Source organism: Enterococcus sp. AZ119, from assembly GCF_050546175.1.
Lineage (GTDB): Bacteria > Bacillota > Bacilli > Lactobacillales > Enterococcaceae > Enterococcus > Enterococcus faecalis.
Window position 1 is genome coordinate 1,341,507 of sequence record NZ_CP172951.1, and the last position, 16,011, is coordinate 1,357,517.

The following is a 16,011-nucleotide window of genomic DNA, read 5'->3' on the forward strand; positions in this document are numbered from 1 at the left end:
CAAAATTATTGAATAGTTTCCCAAACTTTATGTTGTTTCTGAAAATAGGAGACAATATCTGTTTCAAAAATTGTTTGTAAAAATTCTTTGGAAGCCAACGTTTGAAAATCACCTTGCGCGGCCACTTTCCCTTGCTTCATAAACACAATTTTTTCACTTAGCGTTAACGCTAAACGGATATCATGAAACACCCCGATTAACGTTTTCCCTTCTTGCGCACTCCACTCATTTAACTGCTGAATCAATTCTTGTTGATAACGAATATCCAAATGATTATTGGGTTCATCCAATAAAATAATTTCTGGATCTTGTACAAATAATTTAGCCAAAAATACTCGTTGTTGTTGTCCTCCTGAAAGCTGATTGACAACTTTATCTTTTAAAGGCAATAAACCCGTGCGTTCTAAATAATAAAGGACTCGTTCTTTTTCTTGTTTAGAAACAATAGGTAAAAAACGTTGTGCTTGTTGTCGATACGCCCCCATCAAAACTGTTTCGTAAACCGTATAATCAAAAGCAACTGTCGTGAATTGACTCATCATCGCTACTTTCGTTGCCAATTCCTTCCGCTTTTGTCCATGAACTTCTTGACCATCAATTAAAACAGAACCACTATAAGGGACAAGTCCGGCAATCGTTTTTAAAAGTGTCGTTTTACCGCAACCATTTGGACCTAAAATACAAGTTTTACTACCTGTCGGAAAAACGAGAGAAATATCTTTTAAAATGGGGGTTTGTTGGAGTGTTACAGCTGTTTTTTTTAATTCAATCATGCAGCAACGCCCCTTTTTTTAAAGTAAATATACAAGAAGAATGGCGCTCCAATCAAGGCTGTTACGGCCCCGATGGGAATTTCTCTTGGTGATAAAATCGTGCGGGCAATTGTGTCCCCTATTACCATGATGGTCCCACCTAAAATTGCCGAACCGGGAATCAGCCAGCGATGAGTCGCCCCTAGATAGCGACGGACAATATGTGGTGCTATTAAATCAACAAAACCAATCACACCGACAAATGAAACCGCACTTCCTGCCAATAAACTAGCCAAAAGAATAATGCGTAGTTTTGCTGTTTTGACTTCTACTCCCGCTAACATCGCATGTTCTTCTCCTAAACCGAGAACATCCAATGCGTTGGCATCAAACCAAAGAAACAGACTGCTGACAAGCAAGATTGGACAATAAATAGCAATTTTTTGCCAATTACTGCCAGAAAAACTACCCATTTGCCAAAAGACTAATTGTTTCAAATAATCTTGGAAAAGTGCTGTAATCAACGTCAAAATAGCACCGACAAACAAGGTCATAATCATTCCCACTAAAACAACTGTTTGATTGGACATTTGACTATCCATTGTTTGCGTAAATAACAAAACTAAAAAGACCGTTGCTAAGCCAAAGATAAAACCAGTTAAAGGCAATAAAAATGCCCCTAAGATCGAAGCAGTTACTCCAGTTACCATGATTAACGCAGCGCCTAAGGATGCTCCCGCTGATACGCCCAAAGTATACGAAGAAGCTAAAGGATTACCTAAGAGCGATTGCATCACCGTGCCACTTACTGCTAAGCCTGCGCCCACGAGATAGGCCATCACGACACGCGGTAACCGAACATTCCAGATGATTCCCTCTAAAATCCCGTCTTCTGAAACCGTCTTTTTCACTAAAATTTGAAGCAAATCCGTTAACGAAATCTGAACACTTCCAATTTTAATACCCAAAAAGAGCATGCTCATACTGATCAAGAGCATCAGTATGAGACACGTTTTTTTACTCATCTTTTAAATCCTTGTATTCCTCTGGATAAACAGCTTTTGCCATTTGTTTTAATGCTTTGGTAATGTGGTTATTTGGTAAAGAGCTAGACATGTTATCAATTTCGAAAACTTCTTTGTTTTGAACTGCAGGAACGTTTTCCCAGTTTTTACGAGCTAAAATTTCTTTGGCGGGATCTTTCATATAGTTAACATTGGTTAAAATGACTTCTGGTTTTGCAGCAACGGCCGCTTCTTCTGTCACTGGTAACCAGCCTTTTTCATTTGCCAAAACATTTTTTGCCCCAATTGTTTCAATCATTTCATTTAAAAATGTCCCATTACCAAAGCTATAAATGTCTGGTAAGGCAGCTACTTCAAACAAAACAGTTTTTGGTTTTTTAATGGTTTTACCAATTTTGGCTACTTCGTCGATTTCTTGATCCATTGTTTTGATTAACTTTTGTCCTTTTTCATGTTCAGATAAGCTATCCGCGATGAATTGGACGTCTTCTTTGATTGCTTTGATACTTGTACTAGTGGGGATATTAACGACTGTAATTCCAGCATCTTCCACTTGTTTCCAAACACTTTCTGAGCTAGCTAAATTGATGTCATTCACATAAACAATTTGTGGTTTCAAGGCAATCAATTTTTCGGCATCGACAGCCATCATATCCATTTGTGGTAATTTTTTTAAATCAGTCATCATTGTACTACTTTGAGTATCAACTGCGATTAATTGGTCGGTTTTACCTAAGTCTTCAATCACTTCTGTTGTTGATGGTACTAGGGAAATAATTTTGGTTGCTTCTTTGGGTAAAGTAATTTCTTTACCGCTACGGTCTTTGGTTGGTAACGTTACTTCTGTTTTTTCAGAAGAGGTAGTTGCTTTCTTTTCCTGTTTACCACATCCTGCTAAGCCAAGTGTTGCTACTAAACCTAAAGTCATCATTGTTAAAGTAAATTTTTTCATTTTTTCATCCTCGCATTCGTCTATTTTATTTTGGGGAAAATTTTCTGAAATGAACCTCCTTTGTCTCAACGTCAAAACAATACAAAAAAACCACTTTTTTCTCCAATAGAAAAAAAGCAGTCACTTAACTATGCTAATGATATACTCAGCCAGTTATCTTCAAAGCCCCTTCTTTTTCCTACAAAAGAATGATTAGACTTATCAAGCCGGTATCCTGACTTAGCTTCTTCTTACTCCCAATCCTTCCAGAATAATCTGTGGTCTTATTGGTTTCATCCACCATACAGTAGGTAGGTCTGTAGAGGATTCGCACCTCTTTCCCTGACACTTCATAAGTACATATATATTGTATCTTCGTTGATAACTAATTTTCAAACCAGTGATTAGACGTCTTTGTCTAATGACACACATTTATTATAACGGTTATCAATCATTTGTCAACGCTTCCTCAAGCAAAAGAAAAACTTTTCTTGTTTTAGTTATTAGACGTTGTTCCGTTTTTCTATTCATGATAAAATAAATCCTAGTTTGAATAAGAAAGAGGTTAACTTGATGAAAATCGTCATTTTGTTACTTGTTGCCTATTTATTAGGTTCGATTCCCTCAGGTGTTTGGATTGGTAAACTTTTCTTTAAAAAAGATATACGCCAATTTGGGAGTGGGAATACAGGAACAACCAATACATTTCGTGTCTTAGGGAAACCTGCCGGAATTACGGTATTATTAATGGATATCTTGAAAGGAACGTTAGCCACTTCATTACCCTATTTGTTTGGTTTACAAGGCGTGAATCCGCTCTTCTTTGGGGTAGCAGCTGTTTTAGGGCATACCTTCCCTATTTTTGCCAATTTCAAAGGTGGTAAAGCCGTAGCCACTAGCGCTGGCATGTTATTAGCATACAGCCCCACATTTTTTATTTATTCTGCTCTTATTTTTGTGATTTGTCTGTATCTAACCAGTATGGTGAGTTTAACAAGTATGATTAGCGCTGTACTAATTACACTTTCTACTATTATTTTGCCTTTCACTGTCCCAGCTATTTTACCAACATTTAACTGGTTATTAACCGTGATTGCGATTGCTTTGACTACTTTTATCTTTGTCCGTCATCGTGAAAACATTCAGCGAATTAAAAATGGAACAGAAAGTCGCCTTTCTTTTGGCTTACGTGCAAAAAAATAAAGAAAAAGGCTGTGAACAAATAATGTTCACAGCCTTTTTCTTTATTTTACACTAATCATATACTGTGTTTTAAATAGTTCGTTAGCTGGTAACTTATTGATGCCAAATTTTTCAGCGAGTTGGCCAGTTGCGTCGACAGCATCAGCAATCCCGCACCAAGGTTCGATACAGACAAAAGGCGCTTCTTTCGGTGTCGGTGACCAAATCCCCACAAAAGGCATTTCTGGATAACTCAAAGTGACTTGATGGTCACTTTCGTCTGTGGCAATCGTAATTGCTGTTTGACCTTTTGTTTCAAAAATCATTGCATCATTTTCAAATAATTGATGCGTTAAGTCAAAGCTGGTATTCGTTTGGGCTAGCGTTTTATTCGCTAAATCAATAAACGGGCCTGCTAAGGGAATCTGTGTCCGTGATTTTTTAGGTGAAAAACTTAGATAATAATCTTCAAACGTTAGTGAAGATTCTAAAGGTACATTAAAGGCTGGATGACCACCAATCCCAAAATACATCTCTTCTTTCCCTGTGTTTTCTACTTGGTAGTTTACAGTCAATTCTTGATGTTCTAATGTATAAGTAATCACTAGTTCAAAATCAAAAGGATACTTCTTCTTGGTTTCTTTTGTTGATTTTAGTGAAAAAGAAACTTCTTCTCCACCTTTTTCAATCACATCAAATACTTGATCACGAGCAAAACCATGTTGAGTTAAATGATACGCTTGATTTTGGTACATATACGTATCTTCTTTTAGACGACCGACAATCGGAAAAAGTACGGGCGCATGGCGGGCCCAAAATTCAGGATTTCCTTGCCAAATATATTCAATGCCGGTTTCTTTTGATTGTAAACTTACTAATTCTGCTCCTTCTTCAGCAAATGTTGCGATTAGAAATTCATTTTCAATTTGTACAGTCATTGCGTTGTCCTCCTAGTTGATACGAGCAATTGCTTATTTTTCCAACTCTTTAATAAATTGTTGATTTAACACTTTTAAATAAGTCCCTTTCATACCAAGAGAACGTGATTCAATAATTCCAGCTGATTCTAATTTTCTTAAGGCATTCACAATTACGGAACGAGTAATGCCTATTTCATCTGCAATACTTGAAGCAGTTAAACGACCTTCTTCGCCATCTAAGGCTTCAAAAATGGCATGGACGGCTTTTAATTCACTATAGGAAAGAGTGTTGATGGCCATTTGCACGGCAGTCGCACTGCGAACTTCTGCTTCAATTGTTCTGGATTGATGATACAAAATTTGCATGCCGACAACGGTCGCACTATATTCAGCTAACACTAAATCATCCTCGTTAAAGGATTTTTCAACACGCGCTAAAATAATCGTACCCAAGCGTTTGCCAGCACCGTACAAAGGCACAATAGTGGTTAACCCAAACGGATACAGCTCTCGTGATTCAAAAGGAAATGCAGTTAAATCACTATCTATTGGAATATTTGCTTCGGTTACTTTGAGCATATCCACGGCCTCGGTGTATCCTTGAGGAAATTTTTTCTCTTTAAACATATTTTTGATACGGGCATTATTAACATCTAATTTTTCAGTATACCCCAACAAATCCCCTGAACTGCTAATAATATACGCATTACTTTCTAAAATATCCCCTAAAATCATTGCCATTTTGTTGTACGGAAGTTCTGCTTGTACGTCAAACAGATTGTTTTTTTGCAAAAGCTCGTTCACTTGACGTGTTTTTTCTAATAATGTAGCCATCTTTTCTCCTCCAGCCTTTTTTATAAGATATAACGACTTAAATCTTCATTTTGAACAATGTCATTCAATTTTTCATTGACATATGCTTCGGTAATCGTAATTTCACCCATTTGCATATCTGGTGCTTCATATAATAAATCTTCTAATAAACGTTCTAAAATTGTGTGTAAACGACGCGCCCCGATATTATCTGTATCACGGTTTACATCATAAGCGATGTGTGCTAACCGTTCAATTGCTTCTTTGGTAAAGATGACTGAAACATTTTCTGTACCGATTAATGCTACATATTGTTTAATTAAAGCATTGTTTGGCTCAGTTAAGATACTTACGAAGTCATCAGCCGTTAAATCATCTAATTCAACTCGAATTGGGAAGCGGCCTTGTAATTCTGGAATCAAGTCACTTGGTTTTGACAAGTGGAAAGCACCTGAAGCGATAAATAAAATGTGATCTGTTTGTAAAGGACCATACTTCGTGTTAACTTGGGAGCCTTCAACAATCGGCAAAATGTCTCTTTGTACTCCTTCACGAGAGACTTCGCCCGAATTTTGTTGACTTTTGGAGGTGATTTTATCAATCTCATCGATAAAAATAATTCCGCTTGATTCAGCTAAACGAATAGCTTCACTATGGATATCAGCGTCATTGACAATTTTTGCTGATTCTTCTTTCACTAATAATTCTTGTGCTTCTTTCACCGTTACAGTACGTTCGATTTTTTTCTTTGGTGACAGAGCGCCTAACGTTTCATTTAAGTCGATACCCATTTGTTCTAGGCCATTGTTCATAGCTGGCATCGTTTTCTTCGGTTCTTCAATTTCAATTGTTACTTCACGATTATCTAATAGACCTTTTTCCAGCTGTTCCAAAATTGTTCGGCGATTCGTTCGAATATCTTCCGTTACTTCTTCTTGTGCTTCTTGCTGTTGCTGAGCCATGTTAAACATGTTCATCATTTGTTCAAATTGATTACCGCCAGCCTGTTTTTGTTCTTTTTTAATTCCAGGCACTAATACTTTGACTAAACGTTGATTGGCCTTTTTCAACGCTTGCGCGTACACGCGACTGTATTGTTGTTTTTCAACAATTTGGATCGCATTTTCTACTAAATCTCGAACCATTGATTCGACATCCCGACCGACATAGCCTACTTCTGTAAATTTGGTTGCTTCAACTTTTACAAAAGGCGCATTGACAATTTTTGCGAGACGACGAGCAATCTCAGTTTTACCAACACCTGTTGGTCCAATCATTAGTAAGTTTTTAGGCGTAATATCTTGTTGCATATTTTCTTCTAATTGCAAGCGACGATAGCGGTTACGTAAAGCTACCGCCACTGATTTTTTGGCAGCTTGCTGTCCAACAATATATTGATCTAGTTCTTTGACTATTTCTTTTGGTGTTTTGTTTAATTCATTCATGGATTTTCCCTCGCTTATAATTCTTCTACAATGATATTATGATTCGTAAATACACAGATATCTGCAGCAATATTTAAGGCATTTTTAGCAATCTCTTTCGCTGGCATTTCTTTATCGCCAAAGTTTTTCATGGCTCTTGCAGCGGACAAAGCAAAATTACCGCCTGAACCAATTGCTAAAATACCATCGTCTGGTGTGATGACTTCCCCAGTTCCTGAAACTAAGAGCATTTCTTCCTTATTCATCACAATCAGCATAGCTTCTAATTTTTGCATAGACTGTTGTGTACGCCACTCTTGGGCTAACTCAACCGCAGCTCTCGTTAAGTTTCCGTTGTATTCATTTAATTTTCCTTCAAACTTTTCTTCTAATGTAAAGGCATCTGCCACACTCCCTGCAAAACCGACAACGACTTCATCATTGTAAATACGGCGCACTTTTTTGGCCGTACCTTTCATAACGACAGATTCGCCCATTGTTACTTGGCCGTCACCAGCCATTGCAAATTTTCCATCTTTTTCGACTGCACAAATTGTTGTAGAGTGAAATTGTGATTCAACCATTATTGTTCCTCCTAGACGTTTACCTCCATTATGCACGAGGATGAAACGTTCGATAATTTTTTTGTAAACTTTCTTTTGTCACATGCGCATATATCTGAGTTGTGGATAAATTAGCATGTCCTAATAATTCTTGAACTGTCCGCATATCGGCGCCATTATTTAATAAGTGTGTCGCAAATGTATGGCGTAACATGTGGGGATGAATTTCCGCATTTAATGAACTTTTTTTAATTAGTTGGTTTAAGACATATTCAATCCCTGTTGGCGTGATTTGTTCACCATGATGATTAACAAAGACATACGGATGTTTTTTTTGATATTTTGTCATTAATAGCGCGCGGCCATTCTCTAAGTAATCCTTTAAGGCGTCTTGTGCAAATGAACCAAAAGGCACATAGCGATCTTTATTTCCTTTTCCGTGAACCAATAAAACAGAAGCTTGAAAGTCAACTGCGTCCACCGTTAAGTTCGCACATTCACTGACCCGAATGCCAGTCCCATACAGAACTTCTAGCAACGCTTGATTTCTCAAATCAAGCGGTTGCTCGCCTTGTGCGCTCTCAAATAATGCATCCATTTCTTTTTCATAAAAAAAACGGGGCAACCGTAACTGCTTCTTTTTCATATGAACATAGGAAAAAGGATTTTCTTGGATTGCTTCATTTTTTAATAAGAATTGATAAAAAGAACGCAAACTGGCAATTTTTCGACTAATCGAATTGCGGCTATATTCCTGATCGTATAATTCGCTCAAATAAGCCCGAACATCCAAATGTTCCACAGTCAAATAATTGTCATTACCTGAAGTCTTTAAAAACGAAAAAAAATGTTGTATATCTTCTTGATATGCTTTTTTTGTTTTTTCTGAATAGCCTCTTTCGACAATAAGATAACGAGCAAATAACTCAGGCCAATTCTTTTCTTCCATGTGATAGCCCTCCTCATTCGATTACAAAGTAACTTTAGCATAACCTTTTTCAAAAGACAATTAAGTTGTCAGAATTTAATCAATATTTCTAAATATGTTCACAATTTTAACTATTCTTTAGCTTTTGTTATTTTTTTCTAAAAATTAAAAGACTGAGTATCATCACATTTCTTAGCAATGATGCTCGGTCTTTTCTCATATTTTTTCTAATTTAGTCTAAAGATTGGATAACTTGAGCTTGGACATCTAAGGCCCGATTAGCAATTGCTTCATAGCGTTCTTTTTTGTCACGAATTCGTTCAGGTAACTCTGGGAAAAGCCCAAAGTTTGCATTCATTGGTTGGAAATGTTTGCCTTCTGCATGTGTAATATAATAAGCCATACTTCCTAAAGTCGTTTCGCGAGGGAATTCAATCGGCTCTTCCCCTTTGGCAAGACGAGCTGCGTTAATACCTGCAAGTAAACCACTTGCCGCGCTTTCAACATATCCTTCAACACCAGTCATTTGTCCAGCAAAAAACAGATCGTCACGTTTTTTTGATTGGTAGGTTGGTTTTAGCAACTCTGGAGAATTCATAAAACTATTACGATGCATGACGCCATAGCGAACAAATTCAGCATTTTCTAATCCTGGAATCATACGGAATACTCGTTTTTGTTCGCCCCATTTTAAATGCGTTTGGAAACCAACAATATTGTATAAAGAAGCTGCAGCATTGTCTTGACGTAATTGAATTACAGCATAAGGGCGTTTACCTGTTTTAGGGTCTTCTAGTCCGACAGGTTTCATTGGGCCAAACAACATGGTTTTAATGCCACGTTGCGCCATTACTTCAATGGGCATACAGCCTTCGAAAAACTTCTCTTTTTCAAACGTGCGTAAAGGAACCACTTCTGCATTGACTAGCGCTTCATGAAAAGCATTGAATTCTTCTTCAGTCATCGGACAGTTTAAGTAAGCCGCTTCGCCCTTGTTATAACGAGATTTTAAATAAACTTTATCCATGTCAATTGTTGATTTATCAATAATTGGTGCTGCTGCATCGTAAAAATAAAAGCCTTCAGAACCATTAAATTCTTGAATTTTTTGAGATAAGCTTTCAGAGGTTAAGGGACCCGTTGCAATAATTACAATCCCTTCCGGAATATCAGTGATTTCTTCATTTTTGATTGTAATTAATGGATGACTTTTAATTTTTTCAGTGATTGTTTCAGAAAAAGAATCACGGTCAACTGCTAAGGCGCCGCCAGCTGGTACAGCGGTTTGATCTGCACTACCAATAATGATTGAATTTAAACGGCGCATTTCTTCTTTCAAAACACCTACCGCATTGGTTAAACTGTTTCCACGTAATGAATTAGAACAAACTAACTCTGCAAAATTTTCTGTTTGATGCGCTGGTGTCTTTTTGACAGGGCGCATTTCATATAAATCAACTGGTACACCAGCATTGGCCACTTGCCATGCCGATTCACTTCCGGCTAAACCGGCACCAATAATTGTGACTTTTTTTGTCATGTATAAAAATTCCTTTCTATGTCAAGAAGTTAAGAGCTGTCTCTTACAAACTCAATTCATTTTACTAAAAGAGAAGACCGAAGTAAATTCTTCGGTCTCAATTTTTCTTATTTTTGGACGTTTTCTTCATAATCGCCATTGATACAAACGACTTGTTTGCCGCCTTTAACTTTTTTCTCTACTAAATATTGCCCACATTTTGGACATGGTCGGCCTACTGGTTTGTCCCAAGAAGTGAAGTCACACTCTGGGTACCGACTACAGCCATAGAAAATCCGATTTTTCTTTGATTTGCGTTCGATAACTTGTCCTTCGTGACACACAGGACACGTCACGCCAATTTCTTTAACGATCGCTTTTGTATTCCGACAATCTGGGAAATTACTACATGCATAAAATTTTCCGTAGCGACCCAGTTTAATCACCATTGGATGTCCACATAGTTCGCAGTCAAAGCCTGCTGGTTCATCTTTAATTTGGATTTTTTCAATCTTTTCTTCGGCATTTGTTAATTCTTTTTCGAAGGGCTTGTAGAAACGATCGACAACTTCAACCCATTTTTCTTGGCCTTCACCGACTTTATCTAAGTCCGTTTCCATTGTCGCTGTAAAATGTGTATCGACAATTTGTGGGAAAAACTCTGAAACTAGAGAATTCACAATTTCACCTAATTCCGTTGGTTCAAACCGTTTATTGGTTAGCTTCACGTAATAACGCCGTTGAATGGTTTCTAATGTTGGCGCATACGTTGATGGTCGGCCCACACCATTTTCTTCTAAAGTCCGGATTAACGTGGCTTCACTAAAACGAGCCGGTGGTTGAGTAAAGTGTTGTTTCGGTTCGATATCGACCGATTTAACAACGTTACCTTCCACTAATTCAGGTAAAATATTTTCCTTGTCTTCTTTACCATCATCGCGACCTTCAACATATACTTGCATAAACCCTTTAAATTTCACTTTGGAGCCATTGGCAATAAACGTTACGCCGTTTTGTTGAAGCGTGACCTTCATGGTATCTAAAATCGCTGGTGTCATTTGACTAGCTACAAATCGCGACCAAATAAGAGTATATAATTTTAATTGATCTTTATCTAAATACTTCTTCATTTCATCAGGTGTTCTTAAAACGCTTGACGGACGAACCGCTTCATGGGCATCTTGTGCACCTTGCGTATTTTTTGCTTTGCGGCCGCCATGTGCTGAGAACTCATCTCCGTAGGTCTTTTCAATGAATTCAGCAGCTTCTGCTTTGGCGGAATCGGCAATTCTGGTTGAGTCTGTACGCATGTAGGTAATCAGCCCCACAGTGCCTTGTTTCCCTAAAGCAATTCCCTCATACAATTGTTGCGCAACCATCATGGTTTTACGGGTACGGAAATTTAATTTACGTGCCGCTTCTTGTTGTAAACTACTGGTTGTAAAAGGTAATGCAGGATTACGTTTCCGTTCTTTTTTCTCAACTTTTGTAACATCGTAATCTTTACCGTCAATCCGAGAAGTGATTTCTTTCACCGCTTCTGCATTTGGTAATTTTTTCTTTTTACCATCTACGCCCCAGAAATTTGCTTTGAATTTCTTGCGACCTTTTTGGAAATTCCCATCAATGCTCCAATATTCTTCAGGTTTAAATTCTCGAATTTCATTTTCTCGATCAATAATCATTTTTAAAGCAACAGATTGCACACGACCAGCACTCAAACCTTTTTTGACTTTACGCCATAAAATAGGACTAATCGAGTATCCAACTAAACGGTCTAAAATGCGCCGTGCTTGTTGCGCATCAACTAAATCAACGTTGATGGTTCTAGGTTCTTTAAATGCCGCTTTTACCGCTTCTTTAGTGATCTCATTGAATACCACACGGTTTTTATCTTTTAAATCAAGGCCAAGAAGATAAGCTAAATGCCAAGCAATTGCTTCACCTTCTCGGTCCGGATCGGCTGCGAGATAGACTTTTTCAGCTTTTTTTGCAGCCGCTTTTAAACTTTTGATGACATCGCCTTTTCCGCGAATCGAAATATAATGAGGTTCATAATTATTTTCAATATCAATCCCCATTTTACTTTTTGGTAAATCGCGAATGTGACCAACACTGGCAACCACCTTGTAGTTTCTTCCTAGATATTTTTCAATTGTTTTGGCTTTGGCAGGTGATTCTACAATCACGAGATACTTATAGGCCATTCAATTAGCTCCTTTCGCGTTCGCTTTCCTACTATATAATATATGTAAAAAACGCACAAATCGTAATACATCATATGCTATATAGAATAGGTTTGTCAAGACTAGGCTTTCTAACATTTCTGTCATTTCTGTTTGACTGTCCGAATTTATAAATAAAAAATGCCTATGATTTATAGATTTTATCCTAAAGCATTAAAATACCTATAACATTCCAAATAAAATGAGTCAAGACAGCAGCTTCAAAGCGACCCGTGCGTAGATATACCCAACTTAAAGCTAAACCCATGCCCCAATAAATAACAAAACTACCTATATCTGTCGGCGTGTGCACAAGTGCAAATAAAATAGAAGAAACGAGTATGCCTATTTTTGAAGCTGGCTTGAAAAACGCTTGAATCCCGACACGAAAAATTCCCTCTTCGAAAATTGGCCCAATCACACCTGCAAAAATAAGTATAAGCCCTTTAGGAATAGATTGGACAATTTCTTCAACACTTTGTTGGTTAGAGGTCGTCTCTAATCCTTCCAGACGTAATAAGAAATCACCAAATATTCCCACACAAAAGATTATCACCAAACCTAACAAGACCACTGGCAAGGTTTCTTTGATTCCTAAAAAAGTCCAAGTTATGAGCTTTTTCTTTTTCAAAAAAGCAACAAATAGATAGACGAAATAGGCACCAAGTCCAACAGCCACTAATCCACTAACAAAGCGAAACCAAAAATTTTCTGTAGAAAATTGAACAACTGAGACCATCATCAAAGGAATTTGATCCAAAATCAAAAAGCCCAGTAGCTGCATACCAAACAACCATCTTTTTCTAACAACCGTTTCCATTTAGACACTCCTAACTACCAACCAAAAGATTAAAATCTGATTAAATAGTACCGAAGTGAACGTAGGTTGTCAATTCACAATTAGTAAAAGTCACAATTCTTCACAAATATCATCAATTGTCTGAACACATTTAGCGCCGTCCTGAATTAATTCATGGCAGCCTGTTGAAAAAGACTGGAAAATACTTCCCGGTACGGCAAATACCTCGCGCCCGTAATCCATCGCCGCTTGTGCAGTAATTAAAGAGCCACTATTCTTACGAGCTTCCATCACGCAGACCCCTAAAGATAATCCAGCAATAATGCGATTACGTGCAGGAAAATGATATTTTTTCGGCCCACTCCCATTCACATATTCTGTTAAAACAAGCTGATTCTGCTTCATAGTTTGCTGTAATTCTTTCTTTTCATACGGATAATATACATCTAATCCAGTGCCTAAAATTCCAATTGTCTGACCCCCGTTCTGGATGGCCATCTCATGGCTACGACTATCAATGCCTTTGGCAAGACCACTAACGATTGTGAATCCTTCTTTGACTATTTTAGGAACCAGAGCTTCAGTCACTCTTAACCCATACGAAGTGGCATAGCGAGCGCCGACGATGCCAATTTTCCTTCTACTTAACAATTGTAAATTTCCTCTATAAAAAAGAATTGCTGGTGGATTATAAATTTCTCGTAATAATTTAGGATAGACGGCATCTAAAATTGTCATAAATTGGTGTTGGCATTGTCGTATATATAACGCTTCACTATGAATCGTATGGTGTAACCAAGATTGTTCAAATAATTCACGATATTTCTTGATTTCAGCAATTCTAATAATTTCTGTACTGGAAAAATCAACACGCTTTTGTGCGATAGCTTCTTGTAACACTTTTAAGATACCTAAATTGCCAATTCCTTGGCATACCGCTAATTTAAATAATAATTGTCGTTGTAAAATTTCCAACAAAAAACACCTCTTTCACATCTTCTTAAAATAAGAATACGTAAAAAAAGTGTTTTATTTTTAAATCATATCTTTTATTGGCGCAAACGTACGTCGATGAATGGGTGTTACACCGTATTTTTCTAACCCGAGAAGATGTTCTTTTGTTCCATAGCCTGCATTGTTTTTAAATCCATATCCAGGATATAATTCATCATATTCTTCCATTAATCGATCTCTTGTTACTTTTGCAATAATACTGGCTGCTGCAATTGAAATGGAGCGTGCATCCCCTTTAATCAAACTTTCTTGTGGTTGGGGAACGTCTAACTGCATTGCATCAATTAATAAATAATCTGGTGTAAAAGCTAAATCGTCAATTGCCATTTTCATCGCTTGTTTAGTTGCTTGATAAATATTAATTTGATCAATGACTCCTTGATCAGCGATACCTAACCCGATAGCGACAGCCTGTTCTTGAATCTGGTTATATAACGTTTCCCGTTTTTTAGCAGATAGTTTTTTTGAATCATTTAAGCCTAATAATTGACAATCTTTCGGCAAAATAACTGCTGCTGTCACAACGGGACCAGCTAATGGTCCGCGGCCTACTTCATCAATTCCCGCAATTAAACGATGGCCTTTTTTATAGGCCGCTTCCTCAAATTGACTCATTTCTTTAAAAAGTTGCCATTCTTTTTCTTTGGCTAACTGGTGACGTTCCCATTGTTTGATCGCTTGTTGCACTCCTGAACGTTCATCTTCTCGCCAGCTTGCTAATCGTTCATCGGTTGCATCAGTGACAGTTAACAGCGCTTCTTTGATTGCCTGAATCGACTCTTTTGCCATGTTATTCGTCTCCTAGTTCTTCCCAGCGGTCCAAAGTATACGTACCTAATTTTCCACTGCGAATTTCTAAAATAATCATTTCGCTGGCTCGATTATAATCATCTCTAAAACCACGTTTTTGGCTAATTAACATCAACTGTTCTGGAGCAGGTAAAAATAGCTCTTCTTCTGTTAAACCATATCGTTCCATCAAACGTTGCGGATAAAAACGTGCAAAAAATTCTAGTCCATAAATCGCCAAATCATCTAGATGCAATAATTGATCTTTTATAGCGCCAGTTAAAGCTAATTTTTTCCCAATTTCCCCATCTTCAAATTTTGGCCAGAGAATCCCTGGTGTATCCAGTAATTCCAATTGGGAACCAGAGCGTAACCATTGTTGTCCTTTTGTCACGCCTGGCTTGTTCCCAGTTTGCGCAATTTTTTTTCCGACTAAACGATTCATTAAGGTTGACTTACCAACATTGGGGATCCCAATACACATTGCGCGAATCGCACGCGGTTTCAAGCCTTTCGCCTGTTCACGAGCCAATTTTTCTTTTAACGCTTCCTTGGCTGCTGGCACAATTTTATTGATTCCTTTATTTTGTTGGGCATTGATGACTAGGGTTTGGTACCCTTTCTTTTGAAAGTAATGTTGCCATTTTTTATTTTGGTCGTTATCTGCTAAGTCCCCTTTATTTAAAAGGACTAATCGTGGTTTTTGTTGGACAATTTGGTCCATCATTGGGTTACGGGAAGAAAGCGGTAACCGCGCATCAACTAGTTCAAATACAATATCGACATATTTGATTTTTTCAGAAACTTCTCTTCTTGCTTTGGCCATATGGCCGGGAAACCATTGAATGGTCATAATCTGTTCAAATCCCTTCTTTAACACATTGTTTCTTTGATTCAATTCTTCAACGAGTCCTGTGTTCCGCGTAGATTCTTGCGAAAAAACACCTTCTCTAGTTTAACATATTTTTCACGGATTTGATTTATTTTCTGTAGTGTTCTTAAAAAAACAAAAAAGCTGAGCCAAACTCACTTTGGATTTTGTCTCAGCCTTGTACACTGGCAAAGTATAGAAATTAGTAGGTCAAGCTCTTCTCAAGACTGACTCAAGAGTATTTCTGTTTTTACTT

15 protein-coding genes and 1 riboswitch are annotated in these 16,011 nt (G+C 37.5%); of the genes, 1 reads left to right on the plus strand and 14 read right to left on the minus strand.

The features are described 5' to 3' along the window. Nucleotides 1-5 precede the first annotated feature (5 nt). From IGL37_RS06500 to IGL37_RS06510, 3 genes are read right to left on the minus strand one after another with little or no spacing between them, the layout of a single operon-like run. Nucleotides 6-773: an ABC transporter ATP-binding protein gene (locus tag IGL37_RS06500; RefSeq protein ID WP_002357498.1), complete on the minus strand. Its 768-nt coding sequence runs from the start codon at nt 771-773 to the stop codon at nt 6-8. Next, complete coding sequence (locus IGL37_RS06505; protein WP_002361862.1) at nt 770-1,777, minus strand: FecCD family ABC transporter permease; 1,008 nt, start codon at nt 1,775-1,777, stop codon at nt 770-772. The genes IGL37_RS06500 and IGL37_RS06505 overlap by 4 nt, the downstream gene beginning before the upstream one ends. After that, nucleotides 1,770-2,798: an ABC transporter substrate-binding protein gene (locus tag IGL37_RS06510; RefSeq protein ID WP_033918015.1), complete on the minus strand. Its 1,029-nt coding sequence runs from the start codon at nt 2,796-2,798 to the stop codon at nt 1,770-1,772. Before IGL37_RS06510 ends, IGL37_RS06505 begins: the two co-directional genes overlap by 8 nt. Before the next feature lie 118 nt (nt 2,799-2,916). Then, nucleotides 2,917-3,076, minus strand: a riboswitch (cobalamin riboswitch). A gap of 205 nt (nt 3,077-3,281) precedes the next feature. Between IGL37_RS06510 and plsY the strand changes: the two genes are divergently transcribed. Then, nucleotides 3,282-3,911, plus strand: coding sequence for a glycerol-3-phosphate 1-O-acyltransferase PlsY (gene plsY, locus IGL37_RS06515; RefSeq protein ID WP_002360243.1), 630 nt, complete (start codon nt 3,282-3,284; stop codon nt 3,909-3,911). A gap of 41 nt (nt 3,912-3,952) precedes the next feature. On the opposite strand, the gene IGL37_RS06520 is transcribed toward plsY, so the two are convergent. From IGL37_RS06520 to ylqF, 11 genes are all read right to left on the minus strand, one after another. Continuing rightward, nucleotides 3,953-4,828 carry an aldose 1-epimerase family protein gene (locus IGL37_RS06520; RefSeq protein WP_002363997.1) on the minus strand — a complete coding sequence of 292 codons (876 nt, stop codon included), beginning with the start codon at nt 4,826-4,828 and terminating at the stop codon, nt 3,953-3,955. A 33-nt stretch (nt 4,829-4,861) separates the two neighbouring features. Then, nucleotides 4,862-5,644 carry a GTP-sensing pleiotropic transcriptional regulator CodY gene (gene codY, locus IGL37_RS06525; protein WP_002357492.1) on the minus strand — a complete coding sequence of 261 codons (783 nt, stop codon included), beginning with the start codon at nt 5,642-5,644 and terminating at the stop codon, nt 4,862-4,864. Nucleotides 5,645-5,664: 20 nt separating this feature from the next. Continuing rightward, entirely contained in the window at nt 5,665-7,068 is a 1,404-nt protein-coding gene (hslU, locus tag IGL37_RS06530; protein ID WP_002360239.1) for an ATP-dependent protease ATPase subunit HslU, read from the minus strand. Nucleotides 7,069-7,082: 14 nt separating this feature from the next. Further along, entirely contained in the window at nt 7,083-7,631 is a 549-nt protein-coding gene (hslV, locus tag IGL37_RS06535; protein ID WP_002357489.1) for an HslVU peptidase proteolytic subunit, read from the minus strand. Nucleotides 7,632-7,659: 28 nt separating this feature from the next. Then, nucleotides 7,660-8,559 (minus strand): tyrosine recombinase XerC, encoded by a 900-nt coding sequence (gene xerC / locus IGL37_RS06540; RefSeq protein WP_002357488.1) that lies wholly within the window; start codon nt 8,557-8,559, stop codon nt 7,660-7,662. A gap of 211 nt (nt 8,560-8,770) precedes the next feature. Beyond that, nucleotides 8,771-10,078 (minus strand): FADH(2)-oxidizing methylenetetrahydrofolate--tRNA-(uracil(54)-C(5))-methyltransferase TrmFO, encoded by a 1,308-nt coding sequence (gene trmFO / locus IGL37_RS06545; RefSeq protein WP_033917941.1) that lies wholly within the window; start codon nt 10,076-10,078, stop codon nt 8,771-8,773. A gap of 107 nt (nt 10,079-10,185) precedes the next feature. Further along, nucleotides 10,186-12,264, minus strand: a complete 2,079-nt coding sequence (gene topA / locus IGL37_RS06550; protein ID WP_033917940.1) for a type I DNA topoisomerase — start codon at nt 12,262-12,264, stop codon at nt 10,186-10,188. Between the two features lie 184 nt (nt 12,265-12,448). Then, complete coding sequence (locus IGL37_RS06555; RefSeq protein ID WP_002394473.1) at nt 12,449-13,102, minus strand: CPBP family intramembrane glutamic endopeptidase; 654 nt, start codon at nt 13,100-13,102, stop codon at nt 12,449-12,451. Between the two features lie 90 nt (nt 13,103-13,192). Then, nucleotides 13,193-14,056 (minus strand): DNA-processing protein DprA, encoded by an 864-nt coding sequence (gene dprA, locus IGL37_RS06560; RefSeq protein WP_002382350.1) that lies wholly within the window; start codon nt 14,054-14,056, stop codon nt 13,193-13,195. A 60-nt stretch (nt 14,057-14,116) separates the two neighbouring features. After that, the gene (locus IGL37_RS06565) at nt 14,117-14,884 is read right to left on the minus strand and encodes a ribonuclease HII (protein WP_033917939.1); all 768 of its coding nucleotides are present in this window, start codon (nt 14,882-14,884) and stop codon (nt 14,117-14,119) included. A gap of 1 nt (nt 14,885) precedes the next feature. Continuing rightward, complete coding sequence (ylqF, locus tag IGL37_RS06570; RefSeq protein WP_033917938.1) at nt 14,886-15,737, minus strand: ribosome biogenesis GTPase YlqF; 852 nt, start codon at nt 15,735-15,737, stop codon at nt 14,886-14,888. Nucleotides 15,738-16,011: the final 274 nt, after the last annotated feature.

Excerpts from the sequence above, each read along its gene's own strand:
- IGL37_RS06520 (WP_002363997.1), bottom strand. The coding sequence starts at position 4,828 with ATGACTGTACAAATTGAAAATGAATTTCTAATCGCAACATTTGCTGAA.
- hslU (WP_002360239.1), bottom strand. The coding sequence starts at position 7,068 with ATGAATGAATTAAACAAAACACCAAAAGAAATAGTCAAAGAACTAGAT.
- codY (WP_002357492.1), bottom strand. The coding sequence starts at position 5,644 with ATGGCTACATTATTAGAAAAAACACGTCAAGTGAACGAGCTTTTGCAA.
- IGL37_RS06565 (WP_033917939.1), bottom strand. The coding sequence starts at position 14,884 with ATGGCAAAAGAGTCGATTCAGGCAATCAAAGAAGCGCTGTTAACTGTC.
- IGL37_RS06500 (WP_002357498.1), bottom strand. The coding sequence starts at position 773 with ATGATTGAATTAAAAAAAACAGCTGTAACACTCCAACAAACCCCCATT.
- hslV (WP_002357489.1), bottom strand. The coding sequence starts at position 7,631 with ATGGTTGAATCACAATTTCACTCTACAACAATTTGTGCAGTCGAAAAA.
- ylqF (WP_033917938.1), bottom strand. The coding sequence starts at position 15,737 with ATGACCATTCAATGGTTTCCCGGCCATATGGCCAAAGCAAGAAGAGAA.
- xerC (WP_002357488.1), bottom strand. The coding sequence starts at position 8,559 with ATGGAAGAAAAGAATTGGCCTGAGTTATTTGCTCGTTATCTTATTGTC.
- IGL37_RS06505 (WP_002361862.1), bottom strand. The coding sequence starts at position 1,777 with ATGAGTAAAAAAACGTGTCTCATACTGATGCTCTTGATCAGTATGAGC.
- trmFO (WP_033917941.1), bottom strand. The coding sequence starts at position 10,078 with ATGACAAAAAAAGTCACAATTATTGGTGCCGGTTTAGCCGGAAGTGAA.
- topA (WP_033917940.1), bottom strand. The coding sequence starts at position 12,264 with ATGGCCTATAAGTATCTCGTGATTGTAGAATCACCTGCCAAAGCCAAA.
- IGL37_RS06555 (WP_002394473.1), bottom strand. The coding sequence starts at position 13,102 with ATGGAAACGGTTGTTAGAAAAAGATGGTTGTTTGGTATGCAGCTACTG.
- plsY (WP_002360243.1), top strand. The coding sequence starts at position 3,282 with ATGAAAATCGTCATTTTGTTACTTGTTGCCTATTTATTAGGTTCGATT.